Genomic DNA, 17718 nt, shown 5'->3' on the forward strand with positions numbered 1-17718 from the left:
AGTTCATTCATCCTGCCTTCCTGACGCCAGATCGTTCAAGATCGGGCAGTCGGGCCGGTGATCTCCTTGGCAGTGCGCCGCCAGATCCTGCAACGTATCCCGAAGTCCGACCAGTTCCTTGATTTTCTGGTTCAGGTCGGCAATGTGCTGCTTGGCCAGCGCCTTGACGTCGGCGCTGGCGCGGCCCCGGTCCTGCCACAGTGTCAGCAGTTTCCCGACTTCTTCCAGCGAAAAGCCCAGATCACGTGAGCGTTTGATGAAGGCCAGCGTGTGCAAATCCTCTTTGCCGTAGAGCCGATAGCCGCTGTCAGTGCGATGGGCAGGGTGGAGCAGACCGATGGACTCGTAATAACGAATCATTTTGGCGCTCAGGCCGCTGGATTTGGCCGCTTGTCCGATATTCATGAAGGATCTCCAGCGTCGTCGGGTTTCCAGGTTTTCAACAGCAAGGCATTGCTCACCACGCTGACGCTGGACAGCGCCATGGCCGCGCCCGCGAGCACCGGATTGAGCAAGCCGAACGCTGCCAGCGGAATGCCGATCAGGTTGTAGATGAAGGCCCAGAACAGATTCTGGCGGATTTTGCCATAGGTCTTGCGGCTGATCTCCAGCGCAGCAGGGATCAAGCGGGGATCGCCGCGCATGAGCGTGATCCCCGAAGCGTGCATGGCGACGTCGGTACCACCGCCCATGGCGATGCCGATGTCGGCAGCGGCGAGGGCCGGGGCGTCGTTGATGCCGTCGCCGACCATCGCAACCACATTGGTTTTTTTCAGGGCAATCACCGTCGCCGCTTTGTCAGCGGGTAGGACTTCAGCGTGTACGTCGTCGATGCCCAGCGCGTCGGCGACGGCCTTGGCGCTGCCTCGGTTATCACCTGTCAGGAGGTGGCTGCTGATGTGGCGCGCGGCCAGTTGGTCGATGGCCTGGGCGGCGCCGGGTTTGAGGGTGTCACCAAAAGCGAACAGGCCTAGCACGCGACGCTCCGGACTCAGTTCGATGAGCCACGACAGGGTTCGGCCTTCGGCTTCCCAACGTTTGGCGGATTCGTTCAGTGCACCGCCGGAAAGGCCGTTTTCTTCCATCAAGCGGCGATTGCCCAGAGCCAGTGCGCGCTCCTTTATTGATCCGGCGATGCCGCGTCCGGCCAACGAGTGGCTGTCGCTGACGTTTTCCAGCATCAGGCCTCGCTCGGCACAGACGTCGAGCACTGCTTTGGCGAGTGGGTGCTCGCTGCCTTGTTGCAGCGTGCCGGCCAGATTGAGCAGGGTATCGTCATCCCCCTCCAAGGCGCTCAAATGGGCGATGCGGGGGGTGCCCGACGTCAGCGTGCCGGTCTTGTCGAACACCACGGCGGTGACCTCATGGGCGCGCTCCAGCGCTTCGGCGTCCTTTATCAGAATGCCGTGGCGCGCTGCCACACCGGTCCCGGCCATGATTGCGGTGGGGGTTGCCAGGCCGAGGGCGCAGGGGCAGGCGATCACCAGAACGGCAACCGCGTTGATCAATGCCTGTTCGACCGATGCCCCGGCCAGCCACCAGCCAATCAGCGTGGTCAGTGCCAGCAGCACGACGACCGGGACGAACACCTGGCTCACTTTGTCGACCAGCTTCTGGATCGGCGCCTTGGCCGATTGCGCGTCTTCGACCAGCCGGATGATGCGTGCCAATACGGTTTCAGACCCCAGTGCCAGCGTGCGCACCAGTAACCGCCCCTCACCGTTGATCGCGCCTCCTGTGACCTTGTCACCAGGCTGTTTGGCGACAGGCAGGCTCTCGCCACTGATTAGCGCTTCGTCGGCATGGCTTCGCCCTTCGATGACTTCGCCGTCTACAGGGAAGCGCTCGCCGGGTTTAACCAACACCACATCGCCGATTTTGAGCGCGCTGATGGCAACGTCCTTTTCCTGCCCATCCAGGACCTGAATCGCCCGTTCCGGTCTCAGCGCTTCCAGCGCCCGGATCGCGCTGGCGGTCTGCCGTTTGGCGCTGCTTTCCAGGTATTTGCCCAGCAGCACCAGCGCAATCACCACCGCGGACGCTTCAAAATACAAGTGCGGCATGCTGCCGGAAGGCGCGACGAGCCACTGATAAACGCTCAGGCCGTAACCCGCGCTGGTGCCCAATGCGACCAACAGGTCCATGTTTCCGGCCTTGGCTCTCACAGCCTTGAATGCGGCGACGTAGAAACGTGCCCCCAGGAAGAACTGCACCGGCGTCGCCAGAAGAAACTGTGCCCACGCGGGCAGCATCCAGTGCACGCCCAGCGGTTGCAGCAACATGGGTACGACGAGTGGCAGGGCGAGGACGAGCGCGAGGATCAGGTGCCAGCGCTCGCTGTCGTGACGTTTGAGTTGCTCAGCCTGCTGCGCTTCGCTGTCCTGTTCAAGGCTGGCTCCATAGCCCGCCTTCTCGACTGCGGCGACCAGTGTGGCGGGGTCGATCCTTTCGCCAATCTCGACGTGAGCACGCTCGTTGGCGAGGTTGACGGTGGCGTTTTTAACGCCAGGCACCTTGCGCAATGCACGCTCGACACGGCCCGCGCAACTGGCGCAGGTCATGCCGGTGATCGGCAGGTCGAAGGTATCGGGGCTGGACATTCCGGGCACTCCTTGAAGGCGATTGCCAACAAGGATCAACCTTGCCACGTTGGTAAGGTCAAGTCCCGATTTTTCCGGCTCGACGTCGTCTAGCGAGCTTCTATCTGATCTAACGCCCGATCAACTGACGCTTTGGCCATATCGACGAGATGAACCACTGACATGGCCAGGTCGCGCTTGACACCTATCAGGTTTTCCGCGCTTTCGCAGGCAGTGGCTGTGGCACAACGCAGAAGGCCGGAGGCATGGGCCAAGGCTTCTTCGAGGGATTTGTTGGGTGGATCGGGGGTGACTTTGAGCATCATAGTTTTCCCATGGTGATAACCCCCATTCCCCGCTGCTAAACGGAAATTGGGTGGTGACTTTGACGCGGGTTAGCAGACCGGTACCACGGGAAACCCGGCGCGCTCGAAAGCGCCCCACGCAAAGTCACCATAGGGTGAAGATGCAGAGATTTCGTGAGTGTTCAGGCTGCTAAACCCGATCGCTGAAGTTCAGCGACGGCCGCAGATTAGACACCGAGATCACGACGCACAAGCGGCTGAGAGTGTCTCGGAAATGCCCTGCACAAGAAAGAGAGAGGGCTGTAAGAAAGGGGCTACAAAGCAGGAAATGTGTTGCAGGAAATGGCTCCCGACTCACTGGCGGCGGGAGCACGAAAGGCAGTTGATCAATAATTCAACTCGGCTTTTTTCAGGTACATGCCATTGGGCCCGGAAGCGATGCGGTACTTGAGAACGTCACGGGCATTGATGTGCAGCCGGGTATTGTTCTGTGCTTCGATGCCTGGTGAGCAGCCCGGTGTCTGGGTGGGCAGTACCCGCAAGCGCACGGAAACATCGCCCGCGGGCAGGTTGAAAGAGCGTGTTTCTTCCTGAAATAAGCGGCCCACCAATTGATCCTGCATGTAAATTCCAATTTCGCAGGGTGTGCCGACTTCCAGCCGCTCGCGAGAAATGATGAGTACGCCGTAATCCTCATCGGCCTGAGCCCAGGAGGCGCAAGCCAGCAGGCCGAGAAAACCGAAAAAACGAGGGGCTGACCAGCGCATGGCCGAATCTCCTGATGGTCGTTGATGAAACACTTTGGCTCAGGGTGGCGCTGAATGCCAGCCCGGCAGGTTCAGGAGAAACTTGACCTTGCCATGGTGGGAAGGTCAAAGATGCTGTCATTCACTGTTTTTTACTCAACCGAGGAGTCACCGACATGCAAGTGTTCAATGTTCAAGGCATGACCTGTGGCCACTGCGTTCGTGCAGTGACCCACGCCATCAAGGGCGAAGACCCGGCGGCGGATGTGCAGGTTGATCTGGCCAAAGGGGAAGTGGCAGTGCAGAGCCAATTGCCCGCCGAGCAGATCATCAGTCTGATCGTGGAAGAGGGCTACACCGCGAAAATCGCGTGAACGATCAACGCGTTTCTGATCGTTCCCATGCAGGGCGTGGTAACACCGCTCAGGACGCTCCGCGTCCACTGCCGTTGTGACGCGGAGCGTCACGGGCGGCATATCCACGCAGAGCGTGGGCACGATCAACGTCAAAGGCAAGTCGAGTGTTCCTAGTACGCTCGATCAGTAGTGATACCACTTCAACTCCAGCATCACCTCATTCACGGGCGACGTCAGCTCACTGAACTGACGTTGCGCACTCAACCGCAGCCCTAGGTTGCGCGACAACTCCCACTGCTGATTCAGGCTGATCGTGCGTCGGACCTCGCCATTGGTGAAGTAGTCCCCTTTACCTTCAACGCTCAGATTCCCCAGCGGATTGCGCCACAGTACCCCAGTGTCAAAGCCCGCGGCCGGTGACACGAACGCATCGAAATCATTGTTGTGCTCGACCCGCACCGTGCCCAATGCGAAGCCCAGTGCGTCGTCCCCCAATTTCCAGGTGCCCCCCGCGCCGCCGTTGACATGGCTGACCAGATTCTCGTCGCCATGCTTGCCCAGTACTCGCTCCAACCCGCCCGTCACTTGCCAGGACCACGGCTGGAGCAGCTCGTTGCGTGGCGTGAGCGAACGGATGGTCGCTAGATCCAGCCGCTGCACCTGCCATGTGTTGTTCTCATACTGGCGCAGTTTCAGTTGCAGGATTTCAATCTGCGCGCCGAGCGGGAAGCCATAAGCGTTGTCGTTCAAATCGTGATACGCCATGCGCAGGCCGTATTCGGCAAATGCCTTGTCATCACGCGTGCCGACACCCAACTGCCAGGTGCGCGATTCATGGCCATCTTCCGGCAAGCCGGGGCGCTCGATCTGCAGCGCAGGTGGCGGGTTGGTGCTGATCGCGCGCAGCAATTCATAGCTGCGCTGGGCGCGCTCGGGGTCCCGCTCCTGGCCGTTGGCGCGATACCGCTCGAGCCGATACGCGGCATCCTGAATCAATGCGCGACGATCTTTCGCCAAGGCCAGGTACTGCGGATTCTGCATTTGCTGTTGATCTGCACTGACCTTGAGCACCCACTGTTTTTCATCATGGTTCAACGGCTCGGCGCGGCTCAGCAGTTCGCGCTCCTTAGAGGGGCGGTAGTCGATTTTCTCCACCAGCCCTGCGTCTTTCACGGCGCGCACTGTGTCCGTCGGGATGGCCGTCAAACGAAACTGCGGCGTCAGGTTCAAGCTCGGGCGAGCCACTTGCAGCAGCTCCAGCAGACGGTACGAACAATTCTCGTCGAAGAAGAAATAACCGAAGCGAATCTGTTTGAGCTCCCACACATGCTCGACCATGCGCCGGGTTTCTTCCGACGTCAGGTTGAGGCGGTACTCCCACAGGTCGCGGTTCTCCAGGCTACGGTACTCAGAAAGTTTTTCCTGATAGGGCACCAGCGCGAACAGGCCCGGGTAGCCCCCCATCAAGCCTTTCCAGGCGTAGAGAATGCTGTTGTCCGAACCTTCGATATAGGCGCCAAAGTTAATGGCGTAACTGAGCAGCGCTGTCTGGTTTTCCTGCACGCCTTTCTGATCGATGCGCAGCAGGGTGTGGCCAAACATCGACGAGGGGCTGTTGAGGTAGGCGGCAGGGAAGATCAGTACCGTGCTGTCCGGCGCGACATCGGAAAACCACTTGTTGAATTCTTTGCAATCGACGGCTGGCAGGTCCGTCAACTTGAGTTCGTCGCGCAGAAAGCGTGTGCGCGACGGGTAAACGCATTGCGGATGAAGATCTTCCTTGCCTTGCACCACGGGGCGATAGATCGCCTCAAGCGTGGCGGCCAGTTCGGCTTTTGGGTCATGGGCGCCGTTGGTGGCGAGGAAGAATTTCGGATCATCGACGTAACTTCGCCAACCGCCCAGCTTGGCAGATTCGTAGTGGCCGATGGAGATCCAGAAACGGGAGTCGGCCAATTGCTGCAAACGATCGTTGTCAACGTGAGGCGCGGCATACAGCGGGGCGCAGACACACAGCGCCAGCCAGGCAAGGCGTTTGAGCATAGAGTGGCAACTAGTCAGAAATGGACAGAGGCATTAGGGGCCTGCCCTCCGAAGAGGGCAGGTGGTGTAGCGTTTTAAGCTTGTGTCGCGTATTTGGCCAGCGTTGGATCGTTTTTCAGCACGTCCAGGGTGTTGCTGTGGACGTCTTCAGCGGTGGCATCTGCCTTGTTGAAGATCTGCGAGTAGTGCTCGTGGGTGACAGCAGCGAAGTGCGCACGGTCTTCCGGTTTGACGCCCAGTACCACCGCGTAGGTGGTCAGCGCTTCACCTTGGCCCATGGCCATGTCTTTGGAGAGCTCATCCATCATGCCGTTCATGGCGAACCAGGATTTGCCGCCATAGGTCAGCGCGCTATTGGTGGAGCAGCCGTTGGTGCCCGAGGTCATGCCGAACGTGGCGTTACCGGAGGTGCCGTTGGTGGTAGACGCAAGGAAGTGAGCCGGAGTGCCGCGTTGGCCTTCGAACAGCATGTTACCCCAGCCACAATCTGGACCGCCTGGCGCTTGGGCCATAGCGTTCAGGGATGCAGCGGCGAGGAGAGTACCAAGAAGAATCCGTTTCATAGCTTTAGTCTCTGTTGTTTCAACCAAGGGTCAGAAGCCTGGCCAGAATGGCGCCAGGGAGGGCCGGTTTATCGAATTGTTACCGACCGCGCAGGTTGGAGTTTAGGCACGTTCTGAATGTTCCGTGGGTAAATACAGTTTATTCATGTAATCCCAGTATTTGGAGCATGTAGGTCGCTTCCCTGTGCGAAAAACGAATCCCTCAGTTCTTGCCTTGCCAGTCTGGTGCACCGAGCGCCAGAATGCCCCCATCTGCCCCGCCTGATGTAAGGATGTCCGATGCCCGATTCTGTAGCTGCCAGCCTGCGACTAGCGCCCGAGGCGCTGACCCGTCCCTTTTCCGCTGAACAGTTCAGCTTCACGACAACCAACGATCTGGAACCCTTTCGCGGCGTGCTCGGCCAGGAACGAGCAGTCGAGGCCTTACAGTTCGGGGTCGCCATGCCGCGCCCCGGTTACAATGTTTTCGTCATGGGCGAGCCCGGCACGGGCCGCTTCTCTTTCGTCAAGCGCTACCTCAAAGCGGAAGGCAAGCGCCTGCAGACCCCCTCCGACTGGGTTTACGTCAATAACTTCGACGAGCCGCGCGAACCGCGTGCGGTGGAGTTGCCGCCGGGCAGTGCCAGTGCGTTCATGGCAGACATCAACGGACTGATCGACAATCTTCTGTCGACCTTTCCTGCGGTCTTCGAGCATCCGTCCTACCAGCAGAAGAAGAGCGCCATCGACCGCGCCTTTAATCAGCGCTATGACCGTGCACTGGACGTCATCGAGCGCCTGGCCCTAGAGAAGGACATTGCACTGTACCGCGACAGCAGCAATATCGCCTTCACCCCGATGCTCGATGGTAAAGCCCTGGACGAGGCCGAGTTTTCGCAGTTGCCGGATGCCGAACGTGAACGGTTCCATAGCGATATTTCAGCGCTGGAAGAGCGGCTGAACGAAGAGCTGGCCAGCCTGCCGCAGTGGAAACGCGAATCCAGCAATCAGCTTCGCCAGTTGAACGAAGAAACCATCATTCTGGCATTGCAGCCCTTGTTGGCACCGCTTTCGGAGCAGTACGCCGAAAATGCTGCCGTGTGCGCGTACCTGCAAGCGATGCAGGTCAACCTGCTGAAGACCGTCGTCGAGCAACTGGTCGATGACAGCAAGAGCGATGCTCAGGCGCGCAAGTTGCTGGAAGAGCAATACTGCCCCAGCCTGGTCGTGGGGCATTCGGCCAGCGGTGGCGCGCCCGTGGTTTTCGAGCCGCACCCGACCTACGACAACCTGTTCGGACGTATCGAATACAGCACTGATCAGGGCGCGCTGTACACCACCTACCGCCAGTTGCGGCCAGGGGCTTTCCATCGCGCCAACGGCGGCTTTCTGATTCTTGAAGCCGAGAAAATGCTCAGCGAGCCCTTCGTGTGGGACGCACTCAAGCGTTCGCTGCAATCACGCAAGTTGAAAATGGAATCGCCGCTGGGCGAGCTGGGGCGGATTGCCACGGTCACGCTGACTCCGCAGACCATCCCTTTGCAGGTCAAAGTCATCATCATCGGCGCGCGGTCCTTGTACTACACGCTGCAAGACCTCGATCCGGACTTCCAGGAGATGTTCCGGGTGCTGGTGGATTTCGATGAAGACATTCCGATGGTGGACGAGAGCCTGGAGCAATTTGCCCAGCTGCTCAAAACCCGTACCTCGGAGGAAGGGATGGCGCCGCTCACCGCCGATGCCGTGGCGCGTCTGGCCACCTACAGCGCGCGCCTGGCCGAGCACCAGGGGCGTTTGTCGGCGCGCATCGGCGACCTGTTTCAACTGGTCAGTGAAGCCGATTTCATTCGCAGCCTCGCCAACGATGAGCGGACCGATGCCGGGCACATCGAGCGTGCACTGAAGGCCAAGGCCACGCGTACAGGCCGTGTTTCGGCGCGCATTCTCGACGACATGCTCGCTGGAATCATTCTGATCGACACCGCAGGCGCGGCCGTTGGCAAATGTAACGGGTTGACGGTGTTGGAGGTGGGCGACTCGGCGTTCGGTGTGCCGGCGCGGATTTCCGCTACGGTCTATCCCGGAGGCAGCGGCATCGTCGACATCGAGCGTGAGGTCAATCTCGGCCAGCCGATTCACTCCAAGGGGGTGATGATCCTGACCGGGTATCTGGGCAGTCGCTATGCGCAGGAATTCCCGCTGGCCATTTCCGCCAGCATTGCGCTGGAGCAATCCTACGGGTACGTGGACGGCGACAGCGCGTCGCTGGGGGAGGTCTGCACGCTGATTTCCGCCTTGTCGAAAACCCCGCTCAAACAGTGCTTCGCGATCACGGGCTCTATCAACCAGTTCGGTGAAGTGCAAGCAGTGGGCGGTGTGAACGAGAAGATCGAAGGTTTCTTCCGACTTTGCGAAGCCCGCGGCCTGACAGGCGATCAGGGGGCGATCATTCCGCAGGCCAACGTGGCGACATTGATGCTCGATGAGCGTGTGCTGCAGGCCGTACGCGCGGGGCAGTTCCACGTCTACGCGGTGCGTCAGGTCGACGAGGCCTTGAGTCTGCTGGTGGGCGAGCCTGTCGGCGAAGCGGACGAAAACGGAGAATTCCCGGAGAACTCTGTCAATGGGCGCGTGGTGGACCGGTTGCGCGATATCGCCGAAATGCTCAGTGAGGATGACCTCAAGGAGATCGAAAAAGAGGCGCCACAATTACAGCCTGAACTGAAGAGTTGAGGGTTTGACGTCAACAAAACCGGGCGTTTGATGGCTAAATGACCACTCGGCGCCCTTTTTTGTTTTCACTCTTTTCCTAGGGGGTGTTTGTTCGATATTGTCGGGCTACAGCAGTTGTCAAAGGGACTGACGCGTTTCCTTCGCTGTTTCAAGGAAATGAATACTGCAATCAATGGAGGAGCTCGCCATGCCGCGCAGCCTCTGTCTTACTCGTCAATGCCTGGGTCTGGTGACCCGTATCGAATGCGTGATTCGCCCCCTCTCGGGTGATAACGGCTTGTGGACCTTACTCTTCGCCGCCGGGATGTCGGGCGAACAACCTTCTGCACTGAAAGCTCAAGGGCCGTTTCATGGGCCGGTCGCGGCAGAATCGGTCTTGGACGCGATAGCCGAAAGCCTTGCGCTGCACGGTTATCAAACGGCAGAAGAGATTCCGATCTGGAGCCTTCATCTGCAAGGTGAGCTGCGAAGGATCAACGGTGGCGCTTCAACTGGCCATCGGCCTTCCCCTGGTCACTGACCTGACGTGCATTGGCGGGCGCTGCGTGGGCCGGTTGTGTGGGGCTATCACGCGGTGTCCGTGCAGTGTCCGCCTGCGTTTCTCGGTTAATTGTTTCAACTCTTGTCACGATGGGTTGTGCTCTGCAGCCTTCGCCCTATACTCGCGAGCTTTCAATTAACTGTGAGCTTCAATGGAACGTTTTATCGAAAATGCCATGTACGCATCGCGCTGGTTGCTGGCGCCGATCTATTTTGGTCTGTCTCTGGGGCTGCTGGCGCTGGCGCTGAAGTTCTTTCAGGAAATCGTCCACGTTCTGCCCAATGTGTTTTCGCTGGCCGAGTCTGACCTGATCCTGGTGCTGCTGTCGTTGATCGACATGGCGCTGGTGGGCGGCTTGCTGGTGATGGTGATGATTTCCGGCTACGAGAACTTCGTTTCGCAGTTGGACATCGACGAAACCAAGGAAAAGCTCAACTGGCTCGGCAAGATGGACTCCTCTTCCCTGAAGATGAAAGTCGCTGCCTCTATCGTCGCCATTTCGTCCATCCACCTGCTGCGCGTATTCATGGACGCCAAGAACATCGAAACCCAGTACCTGATGTGGTACGTGATCATTCACATGACCTTCGTCGTGTCGGCGTTTGCGATGGGCTACCTGGACAAACTGACCAAGCATTGAACCCTGGTCGTCGCATGCCTTGCAGCTGTCGGCCGGCGCTGCAAGGGATGTTTCTAAATGCGTCAAACGGACCAGCGGCCACCTCTCGGCCTTGTACTCTGGCCAGACTGAGCGAGACTTGTGACTCGTTCATCTTCATCCTGGATCAGCGAGGACGTTCTCATGAATCTTCAGGAATTGACCGACCACGCCAGCGCCGGTCGTATCGACGAACTCAATCTCATCTCGATCGAAGGCGGCATTTACCTGCTTGAAGCGCGCATGCATGGCGCAGCCCACCCGCTCATCGATGCTCAAGGCAATACCCTGCACCTGCGCTCTGTCGAGCATGCCCGGGAACTCCTGCGTGCCATCACACCATTGCCTTTCAATTTGGTGCATGCGGTGGTTCACGACGAAATGTGCGGCATCCGCGACAGCGAAGAGCAGACGGTGCGCGTGCCGCTGTCAATCCGCTCGGCGTGGTAGGTCATGACCGCGCATGGTGGCTTGTGCTAGGCTGCTCGGCCTTTTAGTTCAGGGCGCCCGCGGGCGTTCTTCAAGCGGAGCAGCATCATGTCCGAAGTCAATCTGTCCACCGACGAGACCCGCGTCAGCTACGGCATTGGCCGCCAGTTGGGCGACCAGTTGCGCGACAACCCGCCGCCGGGTGTCAGCCTGGACGCCATCCTGGCCGGCCTTACGGACGCCTTCGGTGGCCAGCCAAGCCGTGTCAACCAGGAAGACATGGCCGCCAGCTTCAAAGTCATCCGCGAAATCATGCAGGCCGAAGCCGCTGCCAAAGCCGAAGCCGCGGCGGGCGAGGGCAAAGCCTACCTGGCAGAAAACGCCAAGCGTGAAGGCGTGACGACCTTGGCCTCCGGTCTGCAATTCGAAGTGATTACCCAAGGTGAAGGCGCCCAGCCTACCCGCGAAAGCAACGTGCGGACTCACTACCACGGCACACTGATCGACGGCACTGTGTTCGACAGCTCCTACGATCGCGGTCAACCGGCAGAATTTCCGGTGGGCGGCGTGATCGCCGGCTGGACGGAAGCCCTGCAACTGATGAAAGCGGGTAGCAAATGGCGTCTGCATGTGCCGAGCGAACTGGCGTATGGCGCTCAAGGCGTTGGCAGCATTCCGCCGCACAGCGTACTGGTATTCGACGTCGAACTGCTTGACGTGCTCTAAGCTTCACGTCTCAAGCCTAAGCTGGGCATCGCCGTGTGGGCCTTGGGGGCCCCAACGGCGATGCCCGGCTTTTTTTCTGCCATCAGTGAAGTTCACACGCCGGCCGTAACGCGCGGGCATAGCAGAAGAGAAACAGGCTGCGCACCATTTCCTTCTGCACTCCCGGCTCGCACGAGCTGAGGCTATGCACGTCCAGATCACCCTGATCCCGCAGTTCGTCCAGTGCCTCTGCCTCCAGCACGGCGCACACCTCGCCGGTTTCGCGGTGCAGGATACGCAAGTAAGGGTGCGGCCGGTCCAGCCAGGCATCAATCAGATAAGTCATATTCGTTCTCCTTGAAAGACTCCAATGAGAATAATTCTTATCTTTGAAATAGCAAGGATCTATTTGAGATTAATTCGCATTCTGTTGCCGGGTTGATCTGTTTCAGGGCTTCTCGTCGTGATAGTGCCCTGCGGCGTGTCGATCGTGTAAATCCCGCGGCTACAAAAAAGCCCGTCGCAAGGACGGGCTTCAGCAGAACGAGCGCGTGTCAGTGCGTGCGCGCGACAGCGAACTCGCTCAGCTCGATCAGCGCATCACGGTATTCGCTGGCTGGCAAGACGTCCAGGCAGGCGATGGCGCGAGCCACGTAGTCGCGGGCCAGTTTGGCGGTGTAGTCCAGCGCCCCGGACTGTTCCACAGCTTCGCGGATGGCGTCGAGGTCTTCCAGGCCACCTTTCTGAATGGCTTTGCGGACCAGCGCCGCTTGCTCGGGAGTGCCTTCGCGCATGGTGTAGATCAGTGGCAAGGTCGGTTTGCCTTCCGCCAGATCGTCACCGATGTTCTTACCCATAGTTTCGGCATCGCCGCGGTAGTCGAGCAAGTCGTCTACCAACTGGAACGCCACGCCCAGGTGATCGCCGAACGTGCGCAAGGCTTCACGCTGGTCGGGGCTGGCTTCAGCGAGTGCGGCGGCGCTGTGGGTCGAGGCTTCGAACAGCATGGCCGTCTTGCCGCGAATCACTTCCATGTAGGTCTCTTCGGTGGTGCTGGCGTCGCGAACCTTCGACAGTTGCAGCACTTCCCCTTCGGCAATGACCCGTGTGGCCTGGGACAGGATCTTCATCACCGGCATCGAGCCCAGTTCGACCATCATCTCGAACGACCGGGAGTAGAGGAAATCACCCACCAGCACGCTTGGCGCGTTGCCCCACATGGCATTGGCGGTGGAACGCCCCCGGCGCATGCCCGACATGTCGACGACGTCGTCATGCAGGAGCGTGGCGGTGTGCAGGAATTCAATGGTGGCGGCCAGCAGCCGCAGATTGTCCCCGCCGCTGCCCAAGGCCTTGCCGCACAGCAGCACCAGCAGCGGGCGCAGGCGCTTGCCGCCAGCGGAGGTAATGTAGTCGCCAATTTTGGAGACCAGCGGCACGCGCGACGTCAGCTGCTTCTTGATAATGTGGTCGACGGCGGTAAAGTCGTCTGCCACAGCGCGATAGAAGGCTTGAGGTTGCATCAGCGAGGCGTGCTCCGTACAGGGTTGCGCGGCATGCTAGGTGGCAGGCCCCACCCTGTCAAGGCGTGACGTAAGGCCGCTTGCAAGGGTGGCGCGCCTTGCGTACAATCGCGCACCCTAACTTTCCTGGGCAGCACCTGCCTTACGCAATTGCATGATGAGCCTTTCCAGCCGCATGCAGCCATGCCAGCCGATACTCTTCCTATAAAGAGCTGGGTGAGCAGGATTTTCGGAGATATACCATGTCGTATGCAGTAATCGTTACTGGTGGCAAGCAGTACAAAGTCGCCCCAGGTGAATACCTGAAAATTGAAAAACTGGAAGTCGCTACTGGCGAAACCGTTACCTTCGACCGCGTTCTGCTGGTTGGCAACGGTGACGACGTCAATATCGGCGCTCCAGTCGTTGCCGGTGCTACCGTTTCGGCTGAAGTCGTGTCGCAAGGCCGTCACGATAAGGTCCGCATCATCAAGTTCCGTCGCCGTAAGCACCACATGAAGCGTATGGGCCACCGCCAGTGGTTCACCGAGATCAAAATCACCGGTATCCAGGCCTGATTTTCAGCCTGATACCCTTATAGGAGTATTGAACTCATGGCACACAAAAAAGCTGGTGGTAGTACCCGTAACGGTCGCGACTCAGAAGCCAAACGACTTGGCGTGAAGATGTACGGCGGCCAGGTCATCGTTCCGGGCAACATCATCGTGCGTCAGCGCGGCACCCAGTTCCACGCTGGCTACGGCGTTGGCATGGGCAAGGATCACACCCTGTTCGCTAAAGTCGAAGGCGTGATCAAGTTCGAAGTCAAAGGCGCCTTCGGTCGTCGTTATGTAAGCATCGTGCCAAAGACTGAAGTCGCGGCATAATCTTGCAGTTTCAAGCCACTTGATCGCGTCGTAGCTTTCACGTTGCTTGAGCAGAAAGGCCCTGTCGATGACAGGGCTTTTTCGTTTGTAGAAGCTCTGGTTTGGTGAGTCTCTTGCAAAGCTGTTTGTGTGGGCCGTTGTGGTGTGCAATCGCTGGTTTTCAATCGGTATCGCAACGCTCATCTTTGCAAGAGCCTTATGAATTTATGTTGTTTGCTCGTCTTTGTGACGGGAGGCGTGCGTTATGAAATTTGTTGATGAAGTATCCATTCGAGTGAAGGCCGGCGACGGCGGCAACGGTTGCATGAGCTTCCGTCGCGAAAAGTTCATCGAGAACGGCGGCCCCAATGGTGGCGACGGTGGCGATGGTGGGTCGGTGTACATGGTGGCCGACGAAAACCTGAACACGCTGGTCGACTACCGCTACACTCGCCACTTCGAAGCCGAGCGTGGTTCGAATGGCGGCAGCACCGACTGCACGGGGCGCAAGGGTGAGGATCTGGTGCTGCGCGTGCCGGTGGGCACGACGGTGATCGATTCGAGCACCCAGGAAGTGATCGGCGACCTGACCAAGGCGGGCCAGCGTCTGATGGTGGTGCAGGGTGGTTGGCACGGGCTGGGCAACACCCGCTTCAAATCCAGTACCAACCGTGCGCCACGCCAGACCACTCCTGGCAAGCCGGGGGAGCAGCGTGACCTGAAACTGGAAATGAAAGTACTGGCCGATGTTGGCCTGCTTGGCTTGCCGAACGCCGGGAAAAGTACCTTCATTCGTTCGGTTTCGGCCGCCAAGCCCAAGGTTGCCGACTATCCCTTTACCACACTGGTGCCCAATCTGGGTGTGGTCAGTGTCGATCGCTGGAAAAGCTTCGTCATTGCCGACATTCCAGGTTTGATCGAAGGGGCGTCGGACGGCGCGGGCCTTGGTATTCGTTTCCTCAAGCACTTGGCGCGTACTCGCCTGCTGCTGCACCTGGTCGACATGGCGCCTCTGGACGGCAGTGATCCAGCCGATGCTGCTGAAGTGATCGTCAATGAGTTGGTCAAGTTCAGCCCAGCGCTGTCGGATCGCGATCGCTGGCTGGTACTGAACAAGTGCGACACGGTGCTCGAGGAAGAGCATGACGCAATCAAGCAAGCCATTGTCGAGCGTTTGAACTGGACGGGGCCGGTCTACGTCATCTCGGCCATTGCCAAGCAGGGCACCGAGCGTCTGGGGCACGACATCATGCGGTACCTGGAAGATCGTGCCGACCGCCTGGCCAATGACCCTGCATACGCCGAAGAGTTGGCCGAATTGGATCAGCGCATCGAGGACGAGGCTCGGGCCCAGTTGCAGGCGCTGGACGACAAGCGTGCCTTGCGCCGCAGTGGCGTGAAGAGCGTGCATGACATGGGTGATGATGATTGGGACGATGATTTCGAGGACGACGAAGACGGTCCGGAAATCATTTACGTTCGTGAGTGATCGACTGAAGTAAACTACAACGCCGCTGAATCAGCGGCGTTTTAGTATCTTGGATTTGTACTCTCTGGCTTAAGGTTGAAAGATCATGCGGAGCAAGGTGACAGGTGCCCAGCGTTGGGTTGTGAAGATCGGAAGTGCGCTGCTGACGGCGGACGGCAAGGGTCTTGATCGCAACGCAATGGGTGTTTGGGTCGAGCAGATGGTGGCCCTGCACGAGGCGGGCGTCGAGCTGGTTCTGGTGTCTTCCGGCGCGGTGGCTGCCGGAATGAGTCGCCTGGGCTGGGCTGCACGACCGAGTGCCATGCATGAGCTTCAAGCCGCGGCGGCGATTGGTCAGATGGGGTTGGTGCAGGCCTGGGAATCCAGTTTTGCCGACCATGGTCGCAAAACGGCGCAGATTCTCCTGACCCACGACGACCTTTCCGACCGCAAGCGTTACCTGAATGCCCGTAGCACACTGCGTACCCTGGTGGAGCTCGGGGTGGTGCCGGTGATTAACGAAAACGACACCGTGGTCACCGACGAGATCCGCTTCGGCGACAACGATACGCTGGCTGCCCTCGTGGCTAATCTGGTCGAGGCCGATCTGCTGGTCATTCTGACCGACCGGGATGGCATGTTCGATGCCGATCCTCGCAATAATCCACAAGCGCAGTTGATTTACGAGGCCCGCGCCGACGATCCTGCGTTGGACGCCGTCGCCGGTGGTACGGGGGGGGCGCTGGGGCGTGGTGGCATGCAGACCAAGCTGCGCGCAGCGCGACTGGCTGCACGTTCCGGTGCTCACACCGTCATTGTGGGTGGGCGCATCGAGCGCGTCCTTGCGCGTCTCAAGGCGGGCGAGCAGTTGGGCACGCTGTTGTCGCCGGAGCGCGGCATGCTGGCGGCGCGCAAACAGTGGCTGGCAGGGCATCTGCAGACCCGTGGAACCCTGGTTTTGGATGATGGCGCCGTGAAAGCGCTGACCGAAAGCAACAAAAGCCTGCTGCCTGTGGGGGTCAAGGTGGTACAGGGCAGTTTCCGTCGCGGCGAAATGGTTGTGTGTGTCGCGGCTGATGGCCGTGAAATCGCCCGTGGTTTGAGCAACTACAGCGCCCTGGAAGCGCAGAAGATCATCGGTCAGCCATCGGACGCCATCGTCACGGAGTTGGGGTATATGGCCGAGCCAGAACTGGTTCATCGCGATAACCTGATTCTGGTGTGAGTGCGCTTTTTGAAGTGAGGGGAAATCGCTATGCGAGTTGTGAGAGGGATGCTGGGTGCATTGCTGATGTTGCCACTGCTGGCGTCGGCAGAAGAAATCGGTCAGGTGTCGACCGTGTTCAAGTTCGTTGGCCCGAATGATCGGATTGTGGTTGAGGCGTTCGATGATCCCAAGGTCGATGGCGTGACGTGCTACCTGTCGCGCGCCAAGACTGGCGGGCTGAAAGGCGGCCTTGGGTTGGCCGAAGATCGTGCCGAAGCGTCCATTGCGTGTCGTCAGGTCGGCCCCATTCACTTCAAGGGTGAGTTGAAGGATGGTGATGAAGTGTTCAAGGAGCGCACGTCGCTGGTATTCAAGACCATGCAAGTGGTGCGTTTCCTGGACAAGAAGCGCAATACACTCGTGTATCTGGTCTACAGCGACCGCTTGATCGAGGGGAGTCCGCAAAACGCGGTCACTGCGATTCCCATTTTGCCTTGGGCGCCTGCGCCGGCCCCTTGAGCGCGAAGGGGTGCGTGGCGTGGGGTGCGCTGCTTCAAGGCTCGCCTCCCTCCCCACGCAGGCGTTTCCAGTGAGTCTCTAGCATGCGCTGCTGACGTTCAGACAATAAAAAACCGACCCTGAGGTCGGTTTTTTATTTAAGCGGTCGCTTAGGCAGCAGCTTGGTTCAGCGCCTTGACGTGACCGTTCAGGCGGCTCTTATGACGAGCGGCCTTGTTCTTGTGGATGATGCCTTTATCGGCCATGCGGTCGATAACTGGCACAGCCAGAACGTAAGCAGCTTGTGCTTTGGCAGCGTCTTTGGCGTCGATGGCTTTGACTACGTTCTTGATGTAGGTACGAACCATGGAACGCAGGCTGGCGTTGTGGCTGCGACGCTTCTCAGCCTGTTTTGCACGTTTTTTGGCGGAAGGTGAGTTGGCCACCGTCGAGCTCCTCGAAAGACTTGGTAAATAGCGAACAAAATAGGCCGCGAATCATGCCGATGAGTTGGGTGCTTGTCAAGGGCGGATGATACGC

General features: G+C 59.2%; 20 protein-coding genes. 11 read left to right on the forward strand and 9 right to left on the reverse strand.

Annotated features, from left to right (window positions below; genetic code table 11):
• Positions 1-3 precede the first annotated feature (3 nt).
• The 4 genes from cueR to N5D61_RS16310 form a co-directional block, all read right to left on the reverse strand.
• The gene (gene cueR / locus N5D61_RS16295; protein WP_279893550.1) at positions 4-405 is read right to left on the reverse strand and encodes a Cu(I)-responsive transcriptional regulator; all 402 of its coding nucleotides are present in this window, start codon (positions 403-405) and stop codon (positions 4-6) included.
• On the reverse strand, positions 402-2600 hold the full coding sequence (locus tag N5D61_RS16300) for a heavy metal translocating P-type ATPase (protein ID WP_279893551.1): 2199 nt from the start codon (positions 2598-2600) through the stop codon (positions 402-404). The genes cueR and N5D61_RS16300 overlap by 4 nt, the downstream gene beginning before the upstream one ends.
• Before the next feature lie 89 nt (positions 2601-2689).
• Positions 2690-2902, reverse strand: coding sequence for a DUF3077 domain-containing protein (locus N5D61_RS16305; RefSeq protein ID WP_108237846.1), 213 nt, complete (start codon positions 2900-2902; stop codon positions 2690-2692).
• 368 nt (positions 2903-3270) lie between these two features.
• Positions 3271-3651, reverse strand: coding sequence for a hypothetical protein (locus tag N5D61_RS16310; RefSeq protein ID WP_279893552.1), 381 nt, complete (start codon positions 3649-3651; stop codon positions 3271-3273).
• A 155-nt stretch (positions 3652-3806) separates the two neighbouring features.
• Here N5D61_RS16310 and N5D61_RS16315 point away from each other — a divergent pair, with 155 nt between their 5' ends.
• Complete coding sequence (locus N5D61_RS16315; RefSeq protein ID WP_108237848.1) at positions 3807-4004, forward strand: cation transporter; 198 nt, start codon at positions 3807-3809, stop codon at positions 4002-4004.
• Between the two features lie 165 nt (positions 4005-4169).
• Here N5D61_RS16315 and N5D61_RS16320 read toward each other — a convergent pair whose 3' ends face one another.
• Positions 4170-6029 (reverse strand): DUF4105 domain-containing protein, encoded by a 1860-nt coding sequence (locus N5D61_RS16320; RefSeq protein ID WP_108237849.1) that lies wholly within the window; start codon positions 6027-6029, stop codon positions 4170-4172.
• A 74-nt stretch (positions 6030-6103) separates the two neighbouring features.
• Complete coding sequence (locus tag N5D61_RS16325; protein ID WP_108237850.1) at positions 6104-6592, reverse strand: DUF3015 domain-containing protein; 489 nt, start codon at positions 6590-6592, stop codon at positions 6104-6106.
• A 279-nt stretch (positions 6593-6871) separates the two neighbouring features.
• Here N5D61_RS16325 and N5D61_RS16330 point away from each other — a divergent pair, with 279 nt between their 5' ends.
• The 5 genes from N5D61_RS16330 (at position 6872) to N5D61_RS16350 (ending at position 11658) form a co-directional block, all read left to right on the forward strand.
• Positions 6872-9304 (forward strand): AAA family ATPase, encoded by a 2433-nt coding sequence (locus N5D61_RS16330; protein WP_108237851.1) that lies wholly within the window; start codon positions 6872-6874, stop codon positions 9302-9304.
• Between the two features lie 187 nt (positions 9305-9491).
• Complete coding sequence (locus tag N5D61_RS16335) at positions 9492-9824, forward strand: hypothetical protein (RefSeq protein WP_108237975.1); 333 nt, start codon at positions 9492-9494, stop codon at positions 9822-9824.
• 172 nt (positions 9825-9996) lie between these two features.
• Positions 9997-10485: a TIGR00645 family protein gene (locus tag N5D61_RS16340; protein ID WP_108237852.1), complete on the forward strand. Its 489-nt coding sequence runs from the start codon at positions 9997-9999 to the stop codon at positions 10483-10485.
• A 162-nt stretch (positions 10486-10647) separates the two neighbouring features.
• Positions 10648-10953 (forward strand): DUF6482 family protein, encoded by a 306-nt coding sequence (locus N5D61_RS16345; RefSeq protein WP_279893553.1) that lies wholly within the window; start codon positions 10648-10650, stop codon positions 10951-10953.
• Positions 10954-11040: 87 nt separating this feature from the next.
• Positions 11041-11658 (forward strand): FKBP-type peptidyl-prolyl cis-trans isomerase, encoded by a 618-nt coding sequence (locus N5D61_RS16350; protein ID WP_108237854.1) that lies wholly within the window; start codon positions 11041-11043, stop codon positions 11656-11658.
• Between the two features lie 82 nt (positions 11659-11740).
• On the opposite strand, the gene N5D61_RS16355 is transcribed toward N5D61_RS16350, so the two are convergent.
• Together N5D61_RS16355 and N5D61_RS16360 are read right to left on the reverse strand one after the other, a co-directional pair.
• Positions 11741-11983 carry a hypothetical protein gene (locus tag N5D61_RS16355; protein ID WP_108237855.1) on the reverse strand — a complete coding sequence of 81 codons (243 nt, stop codon included), beginning with the start codon at positions 11981-11983 and terminating at the stop codon, positions 11741-11743.
• 208 nt (positions 11984-12191) lie between these two features.
• Entirely contained in the window at positions 12192-13160 is a 969-nt protein-coding gene (locus N5D61_RS16360) for a polyprenyl synthetase family protein (RefSeq protein ID WP_279893554.1), read from the reverse strand.
• Between the two features lie 242 nt (positions 13161-13402).
• Between N5D61_RS16360 and rplU the strand changes: the two genes are divergently transcribed.
• From rplU to N5D61_RS16385, 5 genes are all read left to right on the forward strand, one after another.
• Complete coding sequence (gene rplU, locus N5D61_RS16365; protein WP_108237857.1) at positions 13403-13717, forward strand: 50S ribosomal protein L21; 315 nt, start codon at positions 13403-13405, stop codon at positions 13715-13717.
• Between the two features lie 36 nt (positions 13718-13753).
• Positions 13754-14026: a 50S ribosomal protein L27 gene (gene rpmA, locus N5D61_RS16370; RefSeq protein ID WP_108237858.1), complete on the forward strand. Its 273-nt coding sequence runs from the start codon at positions 13754-13756 to the stop codon at positions 14024-14026.
• 244 nt (positions 14027-14270) lie between these two features.
• The gene (gene cgtA, locus N5D61_RS16375) at positions 14271-15494 is read left to right on the forward strand and encodes an Obg family GTPase CgtA (protein ID WP_279893555.1); all 1224 of its coding nucleotides are present in this window, start codon (positions 14271-14273) and stop codon (positions 15492-15494) included.
• Positions 15495-15579: 85 nt separating this feature from the next.
• The gene (proB, locus tag N5D61_RS16380) at positions 15580-16698 is read left to right on the forward strand and encodes a glutamate 5-kinase (RefSeq protein WP_108237860.1); all 1119 of its coding nucleotides are present in this window, start codon (positions 15580-15582) and stop codon (positions 16696-16698) included.
• Positions 16699-16728: 30 nt separating this feature from the next.
• Complete coding sequence (locus N5D61_RS16385; protein ID WP_108237861.1) at positions 16729-17199, forward strand: CreA family protein; 471 nt, start codon at positions 16729-16731, stop codon at positions 17197-17199.
• A 149-nt stretch (positions 17200-17348) separates the two neighbouring features.
• Here the strand turns inward: N5D61_RS16385 and rpsT are convergent, their stop codons facing one another.
• Positions 17349-17624: a 30S ribosomal protein S20 gene (gene rpsT / locus N5D61_RS16390; RefSeq protein WP_108237862.1), complete on the reverse strand. Its 276-nt coding sequence runs from the start codon at positions 17622-17624 to the stop codon at positions 17349-17351.
• Positions 17625-17718: the final 94 nt, after the last annotated feature.

The sequence above is a fragment of the Pseudomonas sp. GD03842 genome, assembly GCF_029841165.1.
Classification (GTDB): Bacteria; Pseudomonadota; Gammaproteobacteria; order Pseudomonadales; family Pseudomonadaceae; genus Aquipseudomonas.